General features: G+C 50.6%; 14 protein-coding genes. 5 read left to right on the forward strand and 9 right to left on the reverse strand.

Annotated features, from left to right (window positions below; genetic code table 11):
* Positions 1-45: 45 nt before the first annotated feature.
* From ASAC_RS05865 to ASAC_RS05880, 4 genes are all read left to right on the forward strand, one after another.
* The gene (locus ASAC_RS05865) at positions 46-1254 is read left to right on the forward strand and encodes a nicotinate phosphoribosyltransferase (protein ID WP_013267075.1); all 1209 of its coding nucleotides are present in this window, start codon (positions 46-48) and stop codon (positions 1252-1254) included.
* Between the two features lie 15 nt (positions 1255-1269).
* A complete protein-coding gene (locus ASAC_RS05870) occupies positions 1270-2754 on the forward strand; it encodes a hypothetical protein (protein WP_013267076.1) in 1485 nt (494 codons plus the stop codon).
* A 93-nt stretch (positions 2755-2847) separates the two neighbouring features.
* A complete protein-coding gene (locus ASAC_RS05875) occupies positions 2848-3639 on the forward strand; it encodes a KaiC domain-containing protein (RefSeq protein ID WP_013267077.1) in 792 nt (263 codons plus the stop codon).
* A 99-nt stretch (positions 3640-3738) separates the two neighbouring features.
* On the forward strand, positions 3739-4959 hold the full coding sequence (locus ASAC_RS05880) for a methionine adenosyltransferase (RefSeq protein ID WP_013267078.1): 1221 nt from the start codon (positions 3739-3741) through the stop codon (positions 4957-4959).
* A gap of 72 nt (positions 4960-5031) precedes the next feature.
* Here ASAC_RS05880 and ASAC_RS05885 read toward each other — a convergent pair whose 3' ends face one another.
* Together ASAC_RS05885 and ASAC_RS05890 are read right to left on the reverse strand one after the other, a co-directional pair.
* The gene (locus ASAC_RS05885; protein WP_013267079.1) at positions 5032-7044 is read right to left on the reverse strand and encodes a DUF460 domain-containing protein; all 2013 of its coding nucleotides are present in this window, start codon (positions 7042-7044) and stop codon (positions 5032-5034) included.
* 1 nt (position 7045) lies between these two features.
* Positions 7046-7993, reverse strand: a complete 948-nt coding sequence (locus ASAC_RS05890) for an RIO1 family regulatory kinase/ATPase domain-containing protein (RefSeq protein ID WP_013267080.1) — start codon at positions 7991-7993, stop codon at positions 7046-7048.
* Between the two features lie 226 nt (positions 7994-8219).
* On the opposite strand from ASAC_RS05890, the gene ASAC_RS05895 reads away from it, so the two are divergent.
* Complete coding sequence (locus tag ASAC_RS05895) at positions 8220-8582, forward strand: ArsR/SmtB family transcription factor (protein ID WP_013267081.1); 363 nt, start codon at positions 8220-8222, stop codon at positions 8580-8582.
* A gap of 101 nt (positions 8583-8683) precedes the next feature.
* Here ASAC_RS05895 and ASAC_RS05900 read toward each other — a convergent pair whose 3' ends face one another.
* The 7 genes from ASAC_RS05900 to ASAC_RS05930 all read right to left on the reverse strand — a co-directional run bounded on the left by ASAC_RS05900 (position 8684) and on the right by ASAC_RS05930 (position 15771).
* Positions 8684-9136, reverse strand: coding sequence for a hypothetical protein (locus ASAC_RS05900; RefSeq protein WP_013267082.1), 453 nt, complete (start codon positions 9134-9136; stop codon positions 8684-8686).
* A 256-nt stretch (positions 9137-9392) separates the two neighbouring features.
* Complete coding sequence (locus ASAC_RS05905; protein ID WP_013267083.1) at positions 9393-10823, reverse strand: MFS transporter; 1431 nt, start codon at positions 10821-10823, stop codon at positions 9393-9395.
* 9 nt (positions 10824-10832) lie between these two features.
* Positions 10833-12191 (reverse strand): COG1361 S-layer family protein, encoded by a 1359-nt coding sequence (locus tag ASAC_RS05910; protein WP_148217184.1) that lies wholly within the window; start codon positions 12189-12191, stop codon positions 10833-10835.
* A 214-nt stretch (positions 12192-12405) separates the two neighbouring features.
* On the reverse strand, positions 12406-12867 hold the full coding sequence (locus ASAC_RS05915) for a helical membrane plugin domain-containing protein (RefSeq protein WP_013267085.1): 462 nt from the start codon (positions 12865-12867) through the stop codon (positions 12406-12408).
* 14 nt (positions 12868-12881) lie between these two features.
* Positions 12882-14051, reverse strand: coding sequence for an NAD(P)/FAD-dependent oxidoreductase (locus ASAC_RS05920; RefSeq protein ID WP_013267086.1), 1170 nt, complete (start codon positions 14049-14051; stop codon positions 12882-12884).
* Positions 14052-14152: 101 nt separating this feature from the next.
* A complete protein-coding gene (locus tag ASAC_RS05925; RefSeq protein ID WP_013267087.1) occupies positions 14153-14560 on the reverse strand; it encodes a DUF1641 domain-containing protein in 408 nt (135 codons plus the stop codon).
* Between the two features lie 11 nt (positions 14561-14571).
* A complete protein-coding gene (locus ASAC_RS05930) occupies positions 14572-15771 on the reverse strand; it encodes an NAD(P)/FAD-dependent oxidoreductase (RefSeq protein ID WP_148217185.1) in 1200 nt (399 codons plus the stop codon).
* Position 15772 lies beyond the last annotated feature (1 nt).

Consider the following 15772-nt stretch of genomic DNA (forward strand, 5'->3'; position numbering starts at 1 on the left):
TTAAGCATTGTCCTAGGGAACTTTAAAATCGCTAACATGATCTAAATGAGGGGGCGAAGCGTAGTGCCCAGGGAGCCAAGCATATTTGTTGCCACCAAGGAGGAGATAACAAGCGGTGAGGCAAGCGACATATATTTCAAGCGCACTCAGGAAGTCCTAAGATTCGCTAACCTGAGCGATGTGAAGGTCAGAATGGAGGTTCACTTGTATAGCAACCCTCCTGAGGGTGACTGGGCGGTTTACGCGGGGTTGGAGGAGGCTCTAGCAATACTTAAGGGCAAGCCTTTCACTGTTTACTCCGTTCCCGAGGGAACAGTTTTCAGGAGAAAGACGCCGCTTATGCTCATAGAGGCTCCATATGAGGCCTTTGCCCCCTTTGAGGCGCCAGTCCTTGGGGTTCTAAGATTTGAGAGCAGCATAGCTACTAAGTCAGCCAGAATACGCGTTGCGGCCGGCGACAAGCTATACCTGTTCTTTGGGTTAAGAGCCTTACACCCTGCGGTGTTTCCGGCTGCCGACAGGGCCGCCTTCATAGGCGGGGCAGATTCGGTGAGCGGCATACTCTCAGAGAAGTACCTAGGGCTCACGCCCCAGGGCACCATGCCTCACGCCTTAATAATAACTGTGGGGGACCAGAAGAAGGCGTGGCAGCTCTTTGCAGAGCTTTACGGCGATAAGATAAACATAGTGGCGCTGGCAGACACCTTTGATGACGAGAGAATGGAGGCCCTCACGGCGGCCGAGCTGCTTAAGGAAAAGCTGTGGGGCGTAAGGCTAGACACGCCCTCCAGCAGGAGGGGTAACATGCATGACATTGTAGAGGAGGTCAAGTGGACGCTTAGGCTGCACGGCTACGACAATGTTAAGGTTATTGTCAGTGGGGGGCTTGATGAGCAAGAGATAACGGGACTCCGCGACGTGGCAGACGGCTTTGGAGTAGGAACAAGCGTAGCCATGCCTAAGAGCGTCGACCTTAGTATGGATATCGTTGAGGTTGACAGGGGTAACGGATGGGAGCCTATTTCGAAGAGGGGCAAGATGCCAGGGGCTAAGATGGTTTACTCCTGCGGCGCATTGAAACACCACGTGGTACCGTGGAGTGCAGAGCCCCCTACATGCGATGATAGCAGGAGGGCGGCTCCCCTGCTGGTTAAGTACTTAGACAATGGAAAGCTCGTGCGCGATCTGCCATCACTTGACGAAATAAGGTCTTACGTTATATCTCAGCTTAAGGAGCTTAAGCTGCTCCAATGACGGTGCTTTAACGCCTTGAGCCGCACTCCAACAAGGCTGATATTTGGAAGGATAGTACTTTATGGCGCAGCCCTTGTTCTAAATATCGCTGTAAGCATACTGCTGGCCAGAAGGTTAAGCGACGTAGACTACGCCGCATATCAATATGCGACGAAGAGAATAATAACCTATGCAACGATACCTATAGGCCTCTTTGGAGTTTGGATGTATAGGTACCTGGTTACCAGGAGAAGGGGGTCCTTTGCGGCAGGACTTGCGCTCTCTCTTCTGAGCGGCCTCATGGGCATAGTTCTGGGCTTCGCGTTAGAGTATGTAGAGGCAAAGGTGGGCTTTCTAGTAGCTGTGGCTGCCGGAGTCGCTGTAATGATGCAATCTGTGATGGGCGGTATAACTACCATGATGGATGCGGTGAGGCCCCTCAGGCTGGGCCTCCTCCTGCTGATCTATAGATTGCTTTACTCGTTGCTGATAATTTTGGCCCTCTACGTTGAGGTTCCCTCGCTTCTTCAAGTCTTTATAGCCACATCAATATCGATATCGATAGCTACGGCTCTTGGGTTCAGGTGGCTTTACGAGGCTCTGGGAAGGGAGGCCCTTGAATCACCTTGGAACACTTTAAATGAATGGGCTAGGACCTCAAGGCCTCTGATAATAGCCTACGTCACAGGGTTTGTGGCATCATTAGATGCAACAATAGCATATCCACTTGCGGGCCCCAACGTGGTTGCAGCCTTCTTCATAGCGGCTGCAGTGGCCACTTTGGTGAGAGAGTCGTCAAACACCGGACTAAGGTATCTTCATGCATACGTACTTACAACTAGTGATGTGGCCGGCGGCCTGAGAATGGCATTCTTGGTTACCATGCTCGCAGCTCCGCTCTTGATATATGCTGCTGTTCACCCTCTATACATCATTTACGTGTTTAACTATAAGTATTCGTGGGCCTCCATGGCCTTAGCTATTTTTATGATAACGGCCATCATTGAAATAGTCAACGCTGGACTGTCTAACATTGTTATGGGATCAATAAGTGAGGTTGGAGAGGAAAGCTTACCCAAGTTTGAGAGGCTTAACATTATGGCTTCGGTGCCCTCTCTAATTTATGTTGTTGTGCTGACAGCCGCGCTAGCTGTGCTTAAAGGAGAGGCCGCGACCGTGCTGATAACGGCATGGTCCCTGATATACATGGCCAGGTTTATGATATCAGTTGCAATTTACTACTCCAAATTTGTCCCCGACTACGGGAAGTCGGTTATAAGAAGTTACGCTGGGAGACTTCTAGCTTATGCGGCTTTAGCCGTTCTGTTTTCGCTCCTCTTTAAGCCGCTGGAACCCCCCAGCAAGAGTCTCTTGAAATCAATATATGTTCTTGCGGAGATGGGCGTGCCATACCTTGCAGCTTATTATGGGGTTATAATATTGATAGACAAGAGCCTAAGGGCCACGGCTGTCAGGCTTCTTAGGTCTAGCTTAAGGCAGTGGGAGGCGGCGTCCAGCTGACGCAGGAAGGTTTTCAAGAAGCAAGAAAGAGATCTTAGGCCTAAAGTCAAAATATTAGCTTTGAGCCCTACAAAGTACTAGGAAGCGCGGAGGATGACCGTGCACATAGAGAGGCTTTCAACAGGGGTTCTTGGTATAGACAGGATGTTGGCAGGCGGTATACCTAGGGGCTTCTTTGTAGCAGTTGTTGGAGAGCCAGGCACAGGGAAGACCGTTTTTGCGCTTCATTATGCATGGCAGGGTATAAAGGATAACGACAAGGTGATTTATGTAACCACGGAGGAGAGCCGGGAAAGCATAATAAAGCAGGCCAAAATGTTTAACATGGATCTGGATAAGGCTGTTGACGAAGGCAAGGCTATAATAATTGACGCCCTCCTTAAGTCCCAGAACGACGAGTGGTCCCTGGAAGAGGTTGACGTTGAGGCTCTTGTAAACAAAGTAATAGAGGCTAAGAGGAAGCTGGGGTATGGCAGATCAAGGCTGATAATTGACAGTATGAGCACGTTCTGGCTTGACAAGCCTGCTATGGCGAGGAAGTACAGCTATGCCGTAAAGAGGGTCCTCTACAGGTGGGATTTTACCGTGCTCATGACAAGCCAGTACGCTATAACAACGTCCAGCGCCTTTGGGTGGGGGCTTGAACATGTGGCCGATGGCATAATAAGGTTTGGAAGGAAAGTTGTAGGTGGGGAGCTTAAAAGGTACATCTTAGTTGAAAAGATGAGGCAGACCCCTCACGATCTTAGGGTTAATTATATTGACATAAAGGATGGCGAAGGGCTTGTAATACTAGGGCCCGCCAACTTCAGTAAGGAGGATCTGGCGCTACCTGAGGATGTCAAGAGAAGGATAAGGTCTGCAAACAAAGATTTAGGCCCATGAACAAATGTCGACATCAGGTTAACTTCCTTGAGCGTCCCGTTGAATTAGGGTATAATTTAAATTTGTGGGGGGTCTGAAACCCCGCAGGTGAGCGTATAAGTGACAAGGAACATAGTGGTTAGGCAGTTAAGTCAACAGCCCATAGAGGACACAGAAGTAGAGCTAGTTGAGAGGAAAGGCCTTGGTCATCCCGATTATATAAGTGACGCTGTGGCTGAAGAGGCCAGCAGGCAGCTTAGCGCTTACTATAAGGAGCACTTCGGCACCATAATGCATCATAATCTGGACAAGGTGCTGCTGGTAGGAGGTCAGGCCTCACCCAAGTGGGGAGGAGGTGATGTTATAACTCCTATATACATCATAGTGTCCGGAAGAGCCACGACGGAGGTCAGAACTTCGTCGGGAATAGAGGAGGTTCCAGTGGGAAGGATTATAATAAAGGCAGTGAAGGACTGGATATCAAGAAATCTCAGGTTCCTTGACCCCGAGGTCCATGTAGTGGTTGATTATAAGGTAGGGAAAGGCAGCGCGGACCTCAGGGGAATATTCGAGTCGAGAACCGCATCTTACAGGGCGAACGATACCAGCTTCGGAGCGGGCTTCGCGCCCCTCAGCACGCTTGAGAGGCTGGTCTTTGAGACCGAGAGATTGCTCAACAGCAAGGAGTTCAAGTCAAGGGTTCCAGCCTCAGGCGAGGACGTCAAAGTAATGGGTCTCAGGAGGGGCAAGAGCATAGAGCTGACAGTAGCTGATGCCATAGTCAGCCGTTTTGTGAATGGTCCGGAAGAGTACATGAGCGTGAAGGAGGAGATAAAGGACGCCGTGCTTAATCTAGCAAGCAAGCTGGCACCGGGCTATGACGTGAAGGTTTACATAAACAGCGGCGATATACCTGAAGAGGAGGTCTTCTACCTTACAGTCACGGGAACCAGCGCTGAGCATGGGGACGACGGAGCCACAGGAAGAGGCAACAGAGTTAACGGGCTGATAACTCCCATGAGACCTATGAGCCTCGAGGCAGCGGCTGGCAAGAACCCTGTAACCCACGTAGGCAAGATTTACAATGTGGCAGCTATGGAGATCGCACAGCTGATATACGCTAAGGTGCCCAACATAAGGGAGGTCTATGTAAGGCTCCTCGGACAGATAGGGAGGCCCATAGACGACCCGCTAATAGCCGACGTGTCTGTAATACCGGACAAGGGCGCTCAGCTCACCTCTGACTCCAGGCAAGAAATCGCCAGCCTCATCGACGAGTACATGTCCAGACTGCTAACGCTCTCGGACAGGTTCCTTAAGGGGGAGGTACAGCTCTATTAGAGTTAGCGCGTTCATTTTCTTTGCCAGCCCGCACGGAGTTCTATTAGGGCCGCATATCCGCAACTAAGATCTTTAAGGCGTGGAGCCTTTGCCTCTCATGGCTCTGTACTCGTTAAGCAGGCTTAACAGAGCGGCGTCAGAGCTTTCCTGGGACTTGAGTTTTGCTATGAATTCCATGGCATCACTTATTACTTTAGAGCTAACGAAGTATAGCCCTGCTACCTGTATTATAGCGTATTCGTTAACTCTGAGGGGGGCTATTCTGCGATTCTTGGCCGCGTTAGCCAGCGGCGAGTCAGCATCGTTGACAAGTATGGCCTTCACTCCAGCTTTAGAAAGGTACTCTACTGCGTTACTGTCAAATGCTGTAACATTGTCTACTATAACTACTTCGTTAGCGCTTATGGGGCCGAGTTGCTCCTCAGACCTTTTGAGCTGCGAGCTTCTCAGCTCACTTACTCTCCGGGCGACAACCAGTCTTCCCGAGGCCACATCAACGAGTACCCTTCTGAGGCTCTGAATTTCCTCTTGAAGGTGTTCCTGCTCTCCCTGAAGCTTAGCAAGCGAGGATTCAAGCTCTGAGACCCTTCCCTTGAGAGCCCTTATCTCATCATCCTTAAGTAGTTCGGCTTTGAGCTGCTTCTTGGCAAGATAGAGCTCCCTTTCCTCATAGAACAGCCTCTGGCGCAGGTCTTCAAGCTGCTTCTCGAGCGACATCTTCTGAGCTTCGAGGAGTTCAACCTTTGAACTATCTGCGCATGGCTGTTGCACTTGTTGCCTATTAATAACGTTCATGCTTTCGTATTTCTCATCAATATTGCCTAAAAGCTTTGCTATCTGTTTCTCTACAGCCTCAGCCAGGGTGGCCCCCTTCACCACATCGGCTTTAAGCTCATCTATATCTATGTCAAACTCTAGCTTTGAAGCGTAGGCCTCCACCTGTGAGAGCTTGTTGTGATATTCTATGAACGCCCTATATGCTGCTGCAAGGGAATCCCTTTCATGTGGGGTCTTTGGTTTAAGCTCTGAATTCGCGGTGGCTCTTGAAGCGAGGTACTCCTTCTCAGCCACGGACATGTTATAATTAGGCAGGTAAAGCTGAGCGCCTAACTGGGCGGCGAGCTTTCTAATGAGCTCAGGCGGGTCTGCGACATCTGTAGTCACAATAACGGGCTTTCCAAGGCTTGAGACTATGCTGACTATCTTACCTCTGTCAAGCTCTTTATAGCTGCCCAGGTGCAGTACCCTGCCTTCAAGGTCAAGCACGGCAAGGCCTGTAGTCATGCCAGCGTCGACGCCAACTATAAGGGGCCTTGACGGCTTCGACGTCGCGCCGCCAAAAACAAGCTCGCCTTCGTATTTGGTCTCTATCCTTATGGAATAATCTATGCCGCGGTGCGGCCTGACTATTCCTATCAGCTTCTCGCGAGGCGCGTATACAATGAATATGGCTGAATCAAGCCCTCCTTCGCTCGTCTTGTAGAAGACGTCATAGTCTATGTTGGCATTATCTAGGGCCTCCTTCACTTTGTCTGCCGCTATTTTGACAGAGGCCCTTATCCTTCTCTGATATCTTGCCTGGCTCCATCCCCCACTTTTAGTGTTTCGTCCCCTGCTTACTACTATGTACGTCTTCTCCCTGCTGAAGCCTACACTTTGGCCTCCTCCTTTAGCCACTACGGCAGCCACTATGAACGCCGTCCTCATTGGCGAAAGCTTGGAGGAAGCGACGTCAATGCCAGCCCTCCTAGCAGCTTCCAGAACGTCAACTAGGCCATCCTCAGTGGCGGTCGCCTGAACGAGCTTAGTGCCAGGTGGCAGCAGGGAAAGAAGCCTGGCTATGCTCTCTGTCGAACCGTCAAGGGAGAGCTCCATGACATTATCTGAAGCTATGGATCTGGGCCTATATTCCCACGCTAGCCTTATAATTGTTGCTAGGGGCACGGACTGATGCTTTGCAATAAGCTTAAGGGACTGGTCTATGATAACTACCGAGTACTTAGCTCTATTGGTAGACGAGAGAGGGCTCCCGGACTCTATGTCTACGCCCATGTAAAGTTCCTGGGGTGCCCCCTCTGAGGACATGTCAGCCGTTCCCCACAACTCTCCTGATTAGGTCCTCAGCTGAAAGTTCCAGGCCAAAGCTTTTATTAAAATATGAGGCAAGCCTTCTTAGATCCTCCATGAGGGCCTCCCTAGCTCGCGGGTCTGAGGCATCTATGTATTGAGGCCAGTCTATTATGTAACCGTTTATATCATCATTTTTCTGCACAACCATTATGTTATAAGGGCTTAAATCGCCGTGCACAATGCCTACTTCCTTGAACGCTATAGTGACGGTGTTTATGACGTCATCGAGCACCTTGAGAGCCTGCTCCCTGCTGAGAGCCCTATACGATATAAGTTCGGTTCCATCTAAATATTCTGTAACAACACAGTGTAGCTCAGAGGTTATAGGTTTAGGCACCAGGCCTCCCATCCTGCTTACCATAACTAGGGCTCTCAGCTCTCTCCCAGCGCTTTCTATAGCTACGTCTATCCATTGCGCTCTCTCGAGGACCCTTCCATAGCTTCTTTTCTTGGCTAGCGTTCTGAAAGATCTGGCCCCCTCCTTGTGGAACTTCAGCGAGACAGGGCTGCCCGAAGGGGTCCAGGCCAAGTACACATCGCTTTCCTTGCCGACACCTACTTTATCGCCAACTCTTTCAATAACGCCCCTTCTGATAAGTCTAACTACTGAGAGGACGTCAAGGCCAGCGAAGGTGAGCTGATAGGCGTGCTCCCCAGACACTATTTTTGATCTCAGGAGGCCCGAGTCCGTTAACCCGGAAAGGGCCTTGACAGTCAACTCGTGAGGTACCTTGGATACGGCCTCTATAACGCTAATCGGTACAAACGAAAACTTCCTGTGCATCCTATAGATGGATATGAGTAGCTCGCGTGAGACATCATCAATAGCCCGTATTCTATCGTTTAATGTCAGCGTTGGGAGCACCGCCTCAGCTTTAATTGGGAGGCGAAAAAGCTTAAGCACATGGGCTTTTTAAACCCCTACGTCCTTTTAATTTGGATTTTATTAAGTAGAGCTTTTATCATAAGGTTACAAGGATGTTCTTTACTACCTCATGATGAGGTTTTATATGTATGCATGAAGCCTGTTTAAGTATGTGTACCGCACATACTAAGCTTGAATACAAAAAAATATTAACTCAGTACAAATATAGTAACATATGACTGCTAAAGAAAAGGTGAGGGGGCATATGGAGGAGAGCATACCAACAAAAGAGGGAATTTATCCGAGAGATGGTACCCTTTACGTTGTTGGCTCACGCGCAATAGCAAAGGTCTCATCTGCACTGGCAAGCGAGAGCAGGGCAAAAATTCTGGCCATACTCCAGAAAGGGCCTACAGACCTTGAGGACATAGCCACGCTTATAAACCAAAGCAAGGCCAACGTGAGCAGCCAGATAAGGAAGCTTGAGGAGGCAGGCATAGTCAGGTCTCATTACGTGCCGGGACAGAGGGGTATCAAGAAGGTAGTGGAACTTATGATAAACAAGATAGTATTTATGATAACGCCTGAGCAGGAGCACGGTATGAGCCAGACAGGCCCCAAGAGCTGAAAGGGATAGGTTCAAGGGCCGAAGTTAATTAGGACCTCGCAGATGGAGTTTCTTCCGTTACGCGCACGTCATAGCATGAGGTCCACATGTTAGTTTGGCCATTAGAATTTTACAATGTAAATGTCTCTCTTTGATATGTTAACATACATGGCTCCTGAGATCTTGCAGTCGGAACCTTTATTTAGTAGCAAGGCTTCCCACTTATCGCCGAAGAAATCCCTTACCTTGGAGCCAAGTACCTTAAGCTCGTTTAAATTAGTCGCGCCAGTTAAGAGCGCTCGGGGTATGGGGAGCCTCAAATAAGAGGGGGTTGCCACGTAGAATTCGTCGGCCGCGCAGGAGTATTTAAGAGCCTTCACTGCTATCTTGGCTTCCATGTATTCTTCTGCTCTGTCAATGAATATGGGAGGCAGGTAGCCGGTCTCAACCTCTACAATTAGACTTCTATCATAGCCCTGAGCATAAACATCAGCAATATGGACATCGTCTATCTGGTGTTCGATTGACACGTCAAACCCCAGCTCCCTTAGCTTCTCAGCGACTATCAGCTGCACGGTAGCGTGAAACCTTGAAACCTTAGAGAGCCTCTCTCTTTCGATGACCTCAGAGGTCCTTTGCCTCGAGGCGCCCCCGTCTCTTAGAAAGATAGCTAAAGCTTTACATTACAACTTCTATAAATTGCATCAGAACAATGTAAATGCTAAAGTCGCCACTCATACCGTTATTATGGCCACGACGCAATTGAGAATACCTACATCTCAAAAATTTAATTAACATGGAATGACCAAGATGGCCGTTGCAGGCTAAGCTCTAAAAAGCTGTAACGTGACGCTTCTGTCTGAGGACATAGTTCTTAGTGAAGAGTGAAACCACTAGTGTAGCAAGTGACGCTAAAGCTCCAATATAGAAGATGTAGTTAAAGGCAGTGCTGCTGCCCTCTGAAAACATGAAAAGCCTTCCAGAGAACTCGAAGGGCAGGTAAGCCCTGTAGGTTGTCAATAGCGTAGCAGCTAGGACAGGGCCAACTGAAGAGCCCAGGAACCTAACCATGGTGTTGAACCCTAGGCTCACAGTCACGCTGTCAGCGGGCACTGAGACAGCTATCATGTTAACTATGGGCACCATTATGGACACTATGCCTACCCCCGTCACGAAGGAGTCTATGGCAAGCTGAAGGGGCCCTGACCTGTTTATAACGAAGAGCATGAAACCAACTGTTGAGACCAGTGAGCCATATATGAGGACCGGCTTGGGTCCCAGCGTTGAGGTGGCGTGGCCAACAAGGGGAGAAATGACTATCATTGCGAGCGTCGCTGGGAGCAAGGACATGGCAGCATCGATGACCGAAAGGCCCAGACCATAAGGCGGAGACTCCTCCGCGAAGTATATAACTCCAAGGTAAAGCATAAACATGGCAACGCCTGATATGAGGCCTGCTATGTTAGCTACCATCACATTTCTCTGTCTAAGTAGGTCAAGCCTTATCAACGTCCTTGTAGACCTGGTCTCATATATAAAGAAGCTGAAGTAAAGCGCTGCTCCCGTAATTAAAAGCGGCAGCTGGGCTATCGTAGTCCATCCTCTGTAGGGAGCCTCGGTTAGGTACAGAAGGATTAGCGCTGTGCCCAAGGAAAGGAGCACCGTGCTGACATAGTCTATGCGTTCATGGCTTACAGGGGGGTAGGACTCCAACACTATCAATGAAGCCATGAGCATCACTATTGAAAGCCCAAAAGCTATGTGAAACATGGCACGCCACCCCAGGTACTCCTCTATGTAGGCGCCTGCTATCATGCCTATGGTCATGCCTATGGCAACCATAGCGCTCAGTATTCCCTGCGCCACGGCAACTAAGCGACGCGGGAACGTGTCGGTTATTATGGAAAGCCCCAGCGGGAACAGCGTGAAGCCGAATCCCTGAACGGCTCTGGCGGCTATGAGCGCGAATATGTTAGGCGCGAAGCCAGCGGTGAGAACTGCTATAGAGTAGAAAGACAAGGCAATCATGTAGAGCTTCTTCTTGCCATAAACGTCGCCCATCTTTCCAAAGAGGGGCGCCACCGCAGCGCCAACCACCAGGTACGCTGAGACGACCCACGCGGCCTCCTCATTGGTTGCTGCAAGCGCTGACTGAATGTGAGGCAATGACGGTATGACCATGGCTTCAACGTACATCGTTAGCATAGTTACTAGCGTCAGGTCAGCCAGTATGACATAGGGGCTTCTAGAGGCCCTTTCCATTAAGCGGCATCACCTTCTTCTTGCGCCCACCACAGCCATGGCCACCAATATTATGATTACGACAGCTGCTATTACATATAGTATAGTGTTAGACGAGCCGCTAAGCGACGACATGCTAAGCTGGAAGCCAGCGCCAACCTTTACCGGGACCAGTATAATTTGATGCATCACCTGCATAGTTGGAGGCTGATACCAGGTTATCATCAACGGCAAGTAATAAGTCCCAGGCCTTATACCAGAGCTCACGGAGATGACGAATGTAACGTTTTGGGCCTCGCCACTGCTGAGATCTCCAACGCTTTCATTCATGAAGTCAACTGCCAACAGGGGGTTCTCGCTGGAGGGCACGTATGGCGTGAAGATAGGGTTGGGCAGCAGTGTTGCGGTGACGTACTCAGCCTTACCATAACCTACGTTGGCCAGCTCCACAGTTACATAGGCGTTTGAGGCGCCAACGGATATTGGGCTGTGGTATGCATTTATGGCTGCAAAGTATGCCGAAGGTCTTAGATATAGGCTTATTGGCACTAGGTAGTATCCCCCGGAGTAAGTTACATTAATGTAAACTGTGGTGTTGAGAGGCTTTGGTGCACTAAAGTAGCCGAAGGGGTAACTTGTTACCTGTGTAACGTTAGCTATAGCCAGCGGCACGCTAAGGTTAACTATGTGGCCTGGCGGCAGGTAGCCCAGCTTTATTGTTGACATGTTAGGGTACAGCATGCTCAGGGGGCTCTGAGGCTCCACTTTAACCGTTACGTTGGAGGCCAAGCTATTGCCCTCATTTTCAAGATATATCTTGAGGACAGCAGCGCTTTCGCCGGCGTAGAGGACCTCTGGGTAGGTGCTGTAGCTCACCACTACAACCTTCGAGTACCCAGTTATTGCCACCTCAACAGGAAGCGAGCTCGTCCCCTTCACAGTCACTGTTTCGCCCGTAGGCAGCCGTTCCTCAACGTAGTAAGTCAGGTTAACGGTTACATTGTAAACCCCCGGCGTGGCATTACTTGAGACGTTGTAGAGGGACACCAGCCTCAGGCTGCCCCCAGGTTCAAGCAGCGGCACAAATGCCTCAGGGGCAGGCTCGCCCTTCACCAAAGTTAATGGGTAAGAGTACTTCACGTAGGCAGTGACGTTAAACAGCTCCACCGGACCCAGGTAGTAGATCATGACGGTGAGCGGCAGGAACGAGCTTCCAGGGGATGCCTGAAGAGGCTGTGAAGAGTTAAGACCCCAGTAACTTATAGCTGTAAAAGTAGGCTTTAGGCTCTGTGCAGAGGCATTAAGCTGGCCGCCGCTGACCATCATCAGCGTCGACATCGCTAAGAAAAACATGATTGCTATGAGGATCACCCTTAAATTTCTCGGCACTGCGTTCACCGCTAATATTACGAAGCTCAATATATAAAAGTATTACTCTTAGATAGTGGTCGCTGTTGTTAAACTTAGGGCGTGAGGACATCATAAGAGTCCTATCTAACGTCATCCGCGCTAATAATTACCATGCTATTAAGAAAATGGTTGTCAACATGGCATCCTAGCTTATCAAAAAGCTCTGGTTGGGGTTACAGCTTGCTATGAGCGTCTACGATTTAGATTGACCTTTACTTCTTGCGCAGGCACCTAGCTGTTTTGCTATATCTAGCAGTATCCCAAGGCCCTGGGATATGTCTGGGTCGCTCAGCGCGCTCATCAAGCCTAGGAGGCCGACCTTCCTTGGATGACTTAGGTCGAGCTTCGCCAGGGACTCTATGGTACATGACGTCAGGTCTGTCAGGGTGTTCTGGGCGTTTGCCAGGTCCATGGCGTCAACCTTGGTTATGCCGTTGCTTACTGAGGCCAGTAGGGCCATGAGCCTCATCAGGGCTGGGTCGGTGGCTGCCGAGAGGAACGAGTCCTCCGCCTTGTCCGCGAGGTAGGAGATCATGCCCAGCAGGCCGCTCCTCTTCAGATTTACTATGGCGTCGAGGAGCTCGGCAAGGGCTTGGGCCTGAACCTCAGGCGGGACGGACTCTGCAGGGGTCTCCTGCTTCTTGGCCTCTGCCATATCCTCTCACCTCCTCAGAACTTAAGCCCGTCTATCCAGCCGTGGTAGAAGGACTGCTTGAGCAGCCTTCCAATCGAGTAGACGCCGGTGAAGTAGCACTTGAAGGCGTACGTTCCCTTGTTGGGGTCGAATGGCAGCTCGCAGGTGCCAGCCCAGCCCTTGTCGCCGGCGTAGCCAACGCACGACACTGGGCTTGGGACAAACGATGGTCCGAAGCCTCCAATGAGGTCGCTGACTATATTGGTTGCGGCGGTTATCGCCACTGACTCTACAAAGACGCCGGCCAGCCCTATGCCCATGGGGGGCAGCGAGTGCTCGCTGACCATATAAATGTCGTCATACTTGGGATGCCTTGCGTTAGGCAGGGCAGGGGCCCACCTTGGGTCCTGCTTAAAGACGAAGTCCTCGCCGCTGTTGGCAAGGGCCTTTGGGAGCCTAGGCGGGGGCACTTTAACAAGCAGGTCATACTTGAACTCGCCGCTGGCAGTTATTACTTCCTTCTTGCTCGGGTCCACCTCCCTGAGCTTCGAGTTAGGCACATATTCCACTCCGTACTGCTCCAGCTGGTCAGCAAGGAACCTAGATATGGAGGGTCCCAGCGGCGCTATGGGAGCTGGCATCGGATCTATTAGCCTTATGCTGACCTTCTTGTTTCTTGCCCTAAAGAAGGCTGAAAGCGCGGTGGCAGCCTCGTATGGATAGATGCCACACCTGAATGGCAGCTCTGGTATCAATATAGTTATGTTCTGGCCGTCTTTAACTTGGTTCAGGGCCTCCTTCATCTTAATGGCACCATCAAGGTCGTAGTTGTGAACGCCATCCTTGTCTAAGCCTGGGTAGGCACTCCACCCGTAATCTATGCCTAAGGCTACCACTAGATAGTCGTACTGGTACTTGCCTCTAGCGCCCACGACGGTCCTATTAGCGGCGTCTATGGACTGTATTTCATCTACAGCAGCCTTAATTCCATACTTTTCCATGTTCTGTATAGGCGCCCTTGTATCGTCAGAAGTAGCGTAGCCGAGCGCCACATCGAAGAAGAGTGGTGGCATAAAGTGATATGGGTCCTTATTTATAACGGTGACTTCTGCATCAGCGCCGCTCTGCTTAATGCCGTCAACAATCCTCTTTGCGGCGACGTAACCACCAATGCCTCCTCCAGCTATTACTATCCTCTTGGTCAAAATCCCACCTTTCTTTTAGGTGGCCAGGAAACAGGCGTACAAAGGCGTATAAAAATAATACATCACGGACTTTCTTGACGTTTTAAGTAAACGCGGAGAGGCTACTTCGGGTTCGCTGGGCGTGCCGCCCCAATCGCCTTTGCAACGTTAAGCACTATGGCCAGTCCCTTTATGACGTCCCTGTCGCCCAGCAGCCTCATTAGGTCACTTAAGTTGTTAGCCTGAGCCTCAGCGGACAGGGACGAAGCTAATGACCTTAGAACGCCCACGTCAAGGCTATCTATAGCGTCGGCTACAGCGTTGAGCTTCTCCAGGGTTTCAGGTCTAGTAAGCCTCTCAAGGAGCTGCATTATCTGAGGTAACCTATCTATTATGAGCAGGGTCTCAGGCGTCACCAACAACCTAGCAACGGCCCTCAGCAGCTCCTCGTCTGAGAGCAGCTCGTTCAGCGTGGAGGCTATGTCAAGAAGCCTCTCAAGGGCCTCCGCCTGCCTGTCGACCTGCGCCATGGGGCCTCACCTCACGGGAACATCTTCCATAGCTTCTCAGGCGACGTGGCCTCAAAATAGACGTCAAATATGGGGTCCCAGAACTCTGGGTGCTTTAGGACGTCCCAGTAGGTGTCCGCGAAAAGCCTCTTCATTATGAAGAACACCCCCTTAGGCGGCAGCTTGACGGAGGGGTGATTGAAGTCGCTTATGACGAAGGTGCCCATTTCAAACCCTATCTCTGTGGGGCAGTTGGTTCTTCCAGTGTTCTGGGCGCTGAGGCCAAGCAGCCTCTTCTCGACGACCTTGGCCTCCAGGTGCGCTGTCACCCCAGTTCTAACAGTGGTTGACGTGGAGGAGTCGCCTATTGCAAACGCGTCGTCAAAGTCCCCTATGCGGTTGGTCAGCTTGTCCGCCTTTACGAATCCGTCTTCCGTTTTTAGGTCTTCCGGGACCACCTTTACCTTTGGACCCCTGTGAATAGGGACAACTATAGCTGCATCAAATGAGAGCTCCCCTCCCTCAAGCGAGGTCATCTTCCTGTTATCAACGTCCACAGTATCAACTGTAAAGAAAGTCTCTATATTAATTCCCCTCTCCTTAAGTATGGGCTCTAAGACTTCGTTAAACGTCTCGGCAGGGTAAGCCCTTGGGTATGGGACCGCTAAGGTTATCTCGACCTGGCCTCTCACGCCCCTGGCCCTCAAGGCCTCATCAGCCAGCAGGGCGCCCTCGTAAGGGGACGGAGGGCACCTGTGGCCAGGGTCGGCCACCGCTATTACAAGCTTGCCCTTCTTAAGGCTGTTTATCACGTTAAACGTCCTCCAGGCGTTGTCGGGCGTGGAGTGGAAGTCGCCATAGAGGGAGACCAACTTGTCATTTCCTTTAATTGCCGTGTGATCTATGGATAGTCCTGGAGCTAAGACAACTATATCGTAGTTGATGGACCTGCCTGACCTTGTAAGGACTGTCCTGTTATTAAGGTCCACGGTTTCAACGGAATCTATGAGAAGGTCCACATTTTTCTTTACTAGCCCTACAAGCTCCCTTTTCAGCTGCGAGTCATCGCCCCTGAAGGCTATCTGAAGCAGCTGGGGCAGGTAGTAATGGTACGGGGTGTCATTTATTAGGGTTACGGAAAACCCCTCCCTCCTTGCAAGCGAGTTTGCAAGTATTAGGCCTCCAGCGCCGCCGCCCACTATTACAACCTTTTGCCTTTTCTGGGGCTGCATA

This window comes from Acidilobus saccharovorans 345-15 (assembly GCF_000144915.1).
GTDB classification, from domain to species: domain Archaea; phylum Thermoproteota; class Thermoprotei_A; order Sulfolobales; family Acidilobaceae; genus Acidilobus; species Acidilobus saccharovorans.

What these genes read in the sequence shown, in the direction of transcription:
- ASAC_RS05865 (WP_013267075.1), top strand. Translation starts at nt 46, where the DNA reads ATGAGGGGGCGAAGCGTAGTGCCCAGGGAGCCAAGCATATTTGTTGCC.
- ASAC_RS05875 (WP_013267077.1), top strand. Translation starts at nt 2,848, where the DNA reads ATGACCGTGCACATAGAGAGGCTTTCAACAGGGGTTCTTGGTATAGAC.
- ASAC_RS05885 (WP_013267079.1), bottom strand. Translation starts at nt 7,044, where the DNA reads ATGTCCTCAGAGGGGGCACCCCAGGAACTTTACATGGGCGTAGACATA.
- ASAC_RS05895 (WP_013267081.1), top strand. Translation starts at nt 8,220, where the DNA reads ATGGAGGAGAGCATACCAACAAAAGAGGGAATTTATCCGAGAGATGGT.
- ASAC_RS05905 (WP_013267083.1), bottom strand. Translation starts at nt 10,823, where the DNA reads ATGGAAAGGGCCTCTAGAAGCCCCTATGTCATACTGGCTGACCTGACG.
- ASAC_RS05915 (WP_013267085.1), bottom strand. Translation starts at nt 12,867, where the DNA reads ATGGCAGAGGCCAAGAAGCAGGAGACCCCTGCAGAGTCCGTCCCGCCT.
- ASAC_RS05925 (WP_013267087.1), bottom strand. Translation starts at nt 14,560, where the DNA reads ATGGCGCAGGTCGACAGGCAGGCGGAGGCCCTTGAGAGGCTTCTTGAC.
- ASAC_RS05930 (WP_148217185.1), bottom strand. Translation starts at nt 15,771, where the DNA reads ATGCAGCCCCAGAAAAGGCAAAAGGTTGTAATAGTGGGCGGCGGCGCT.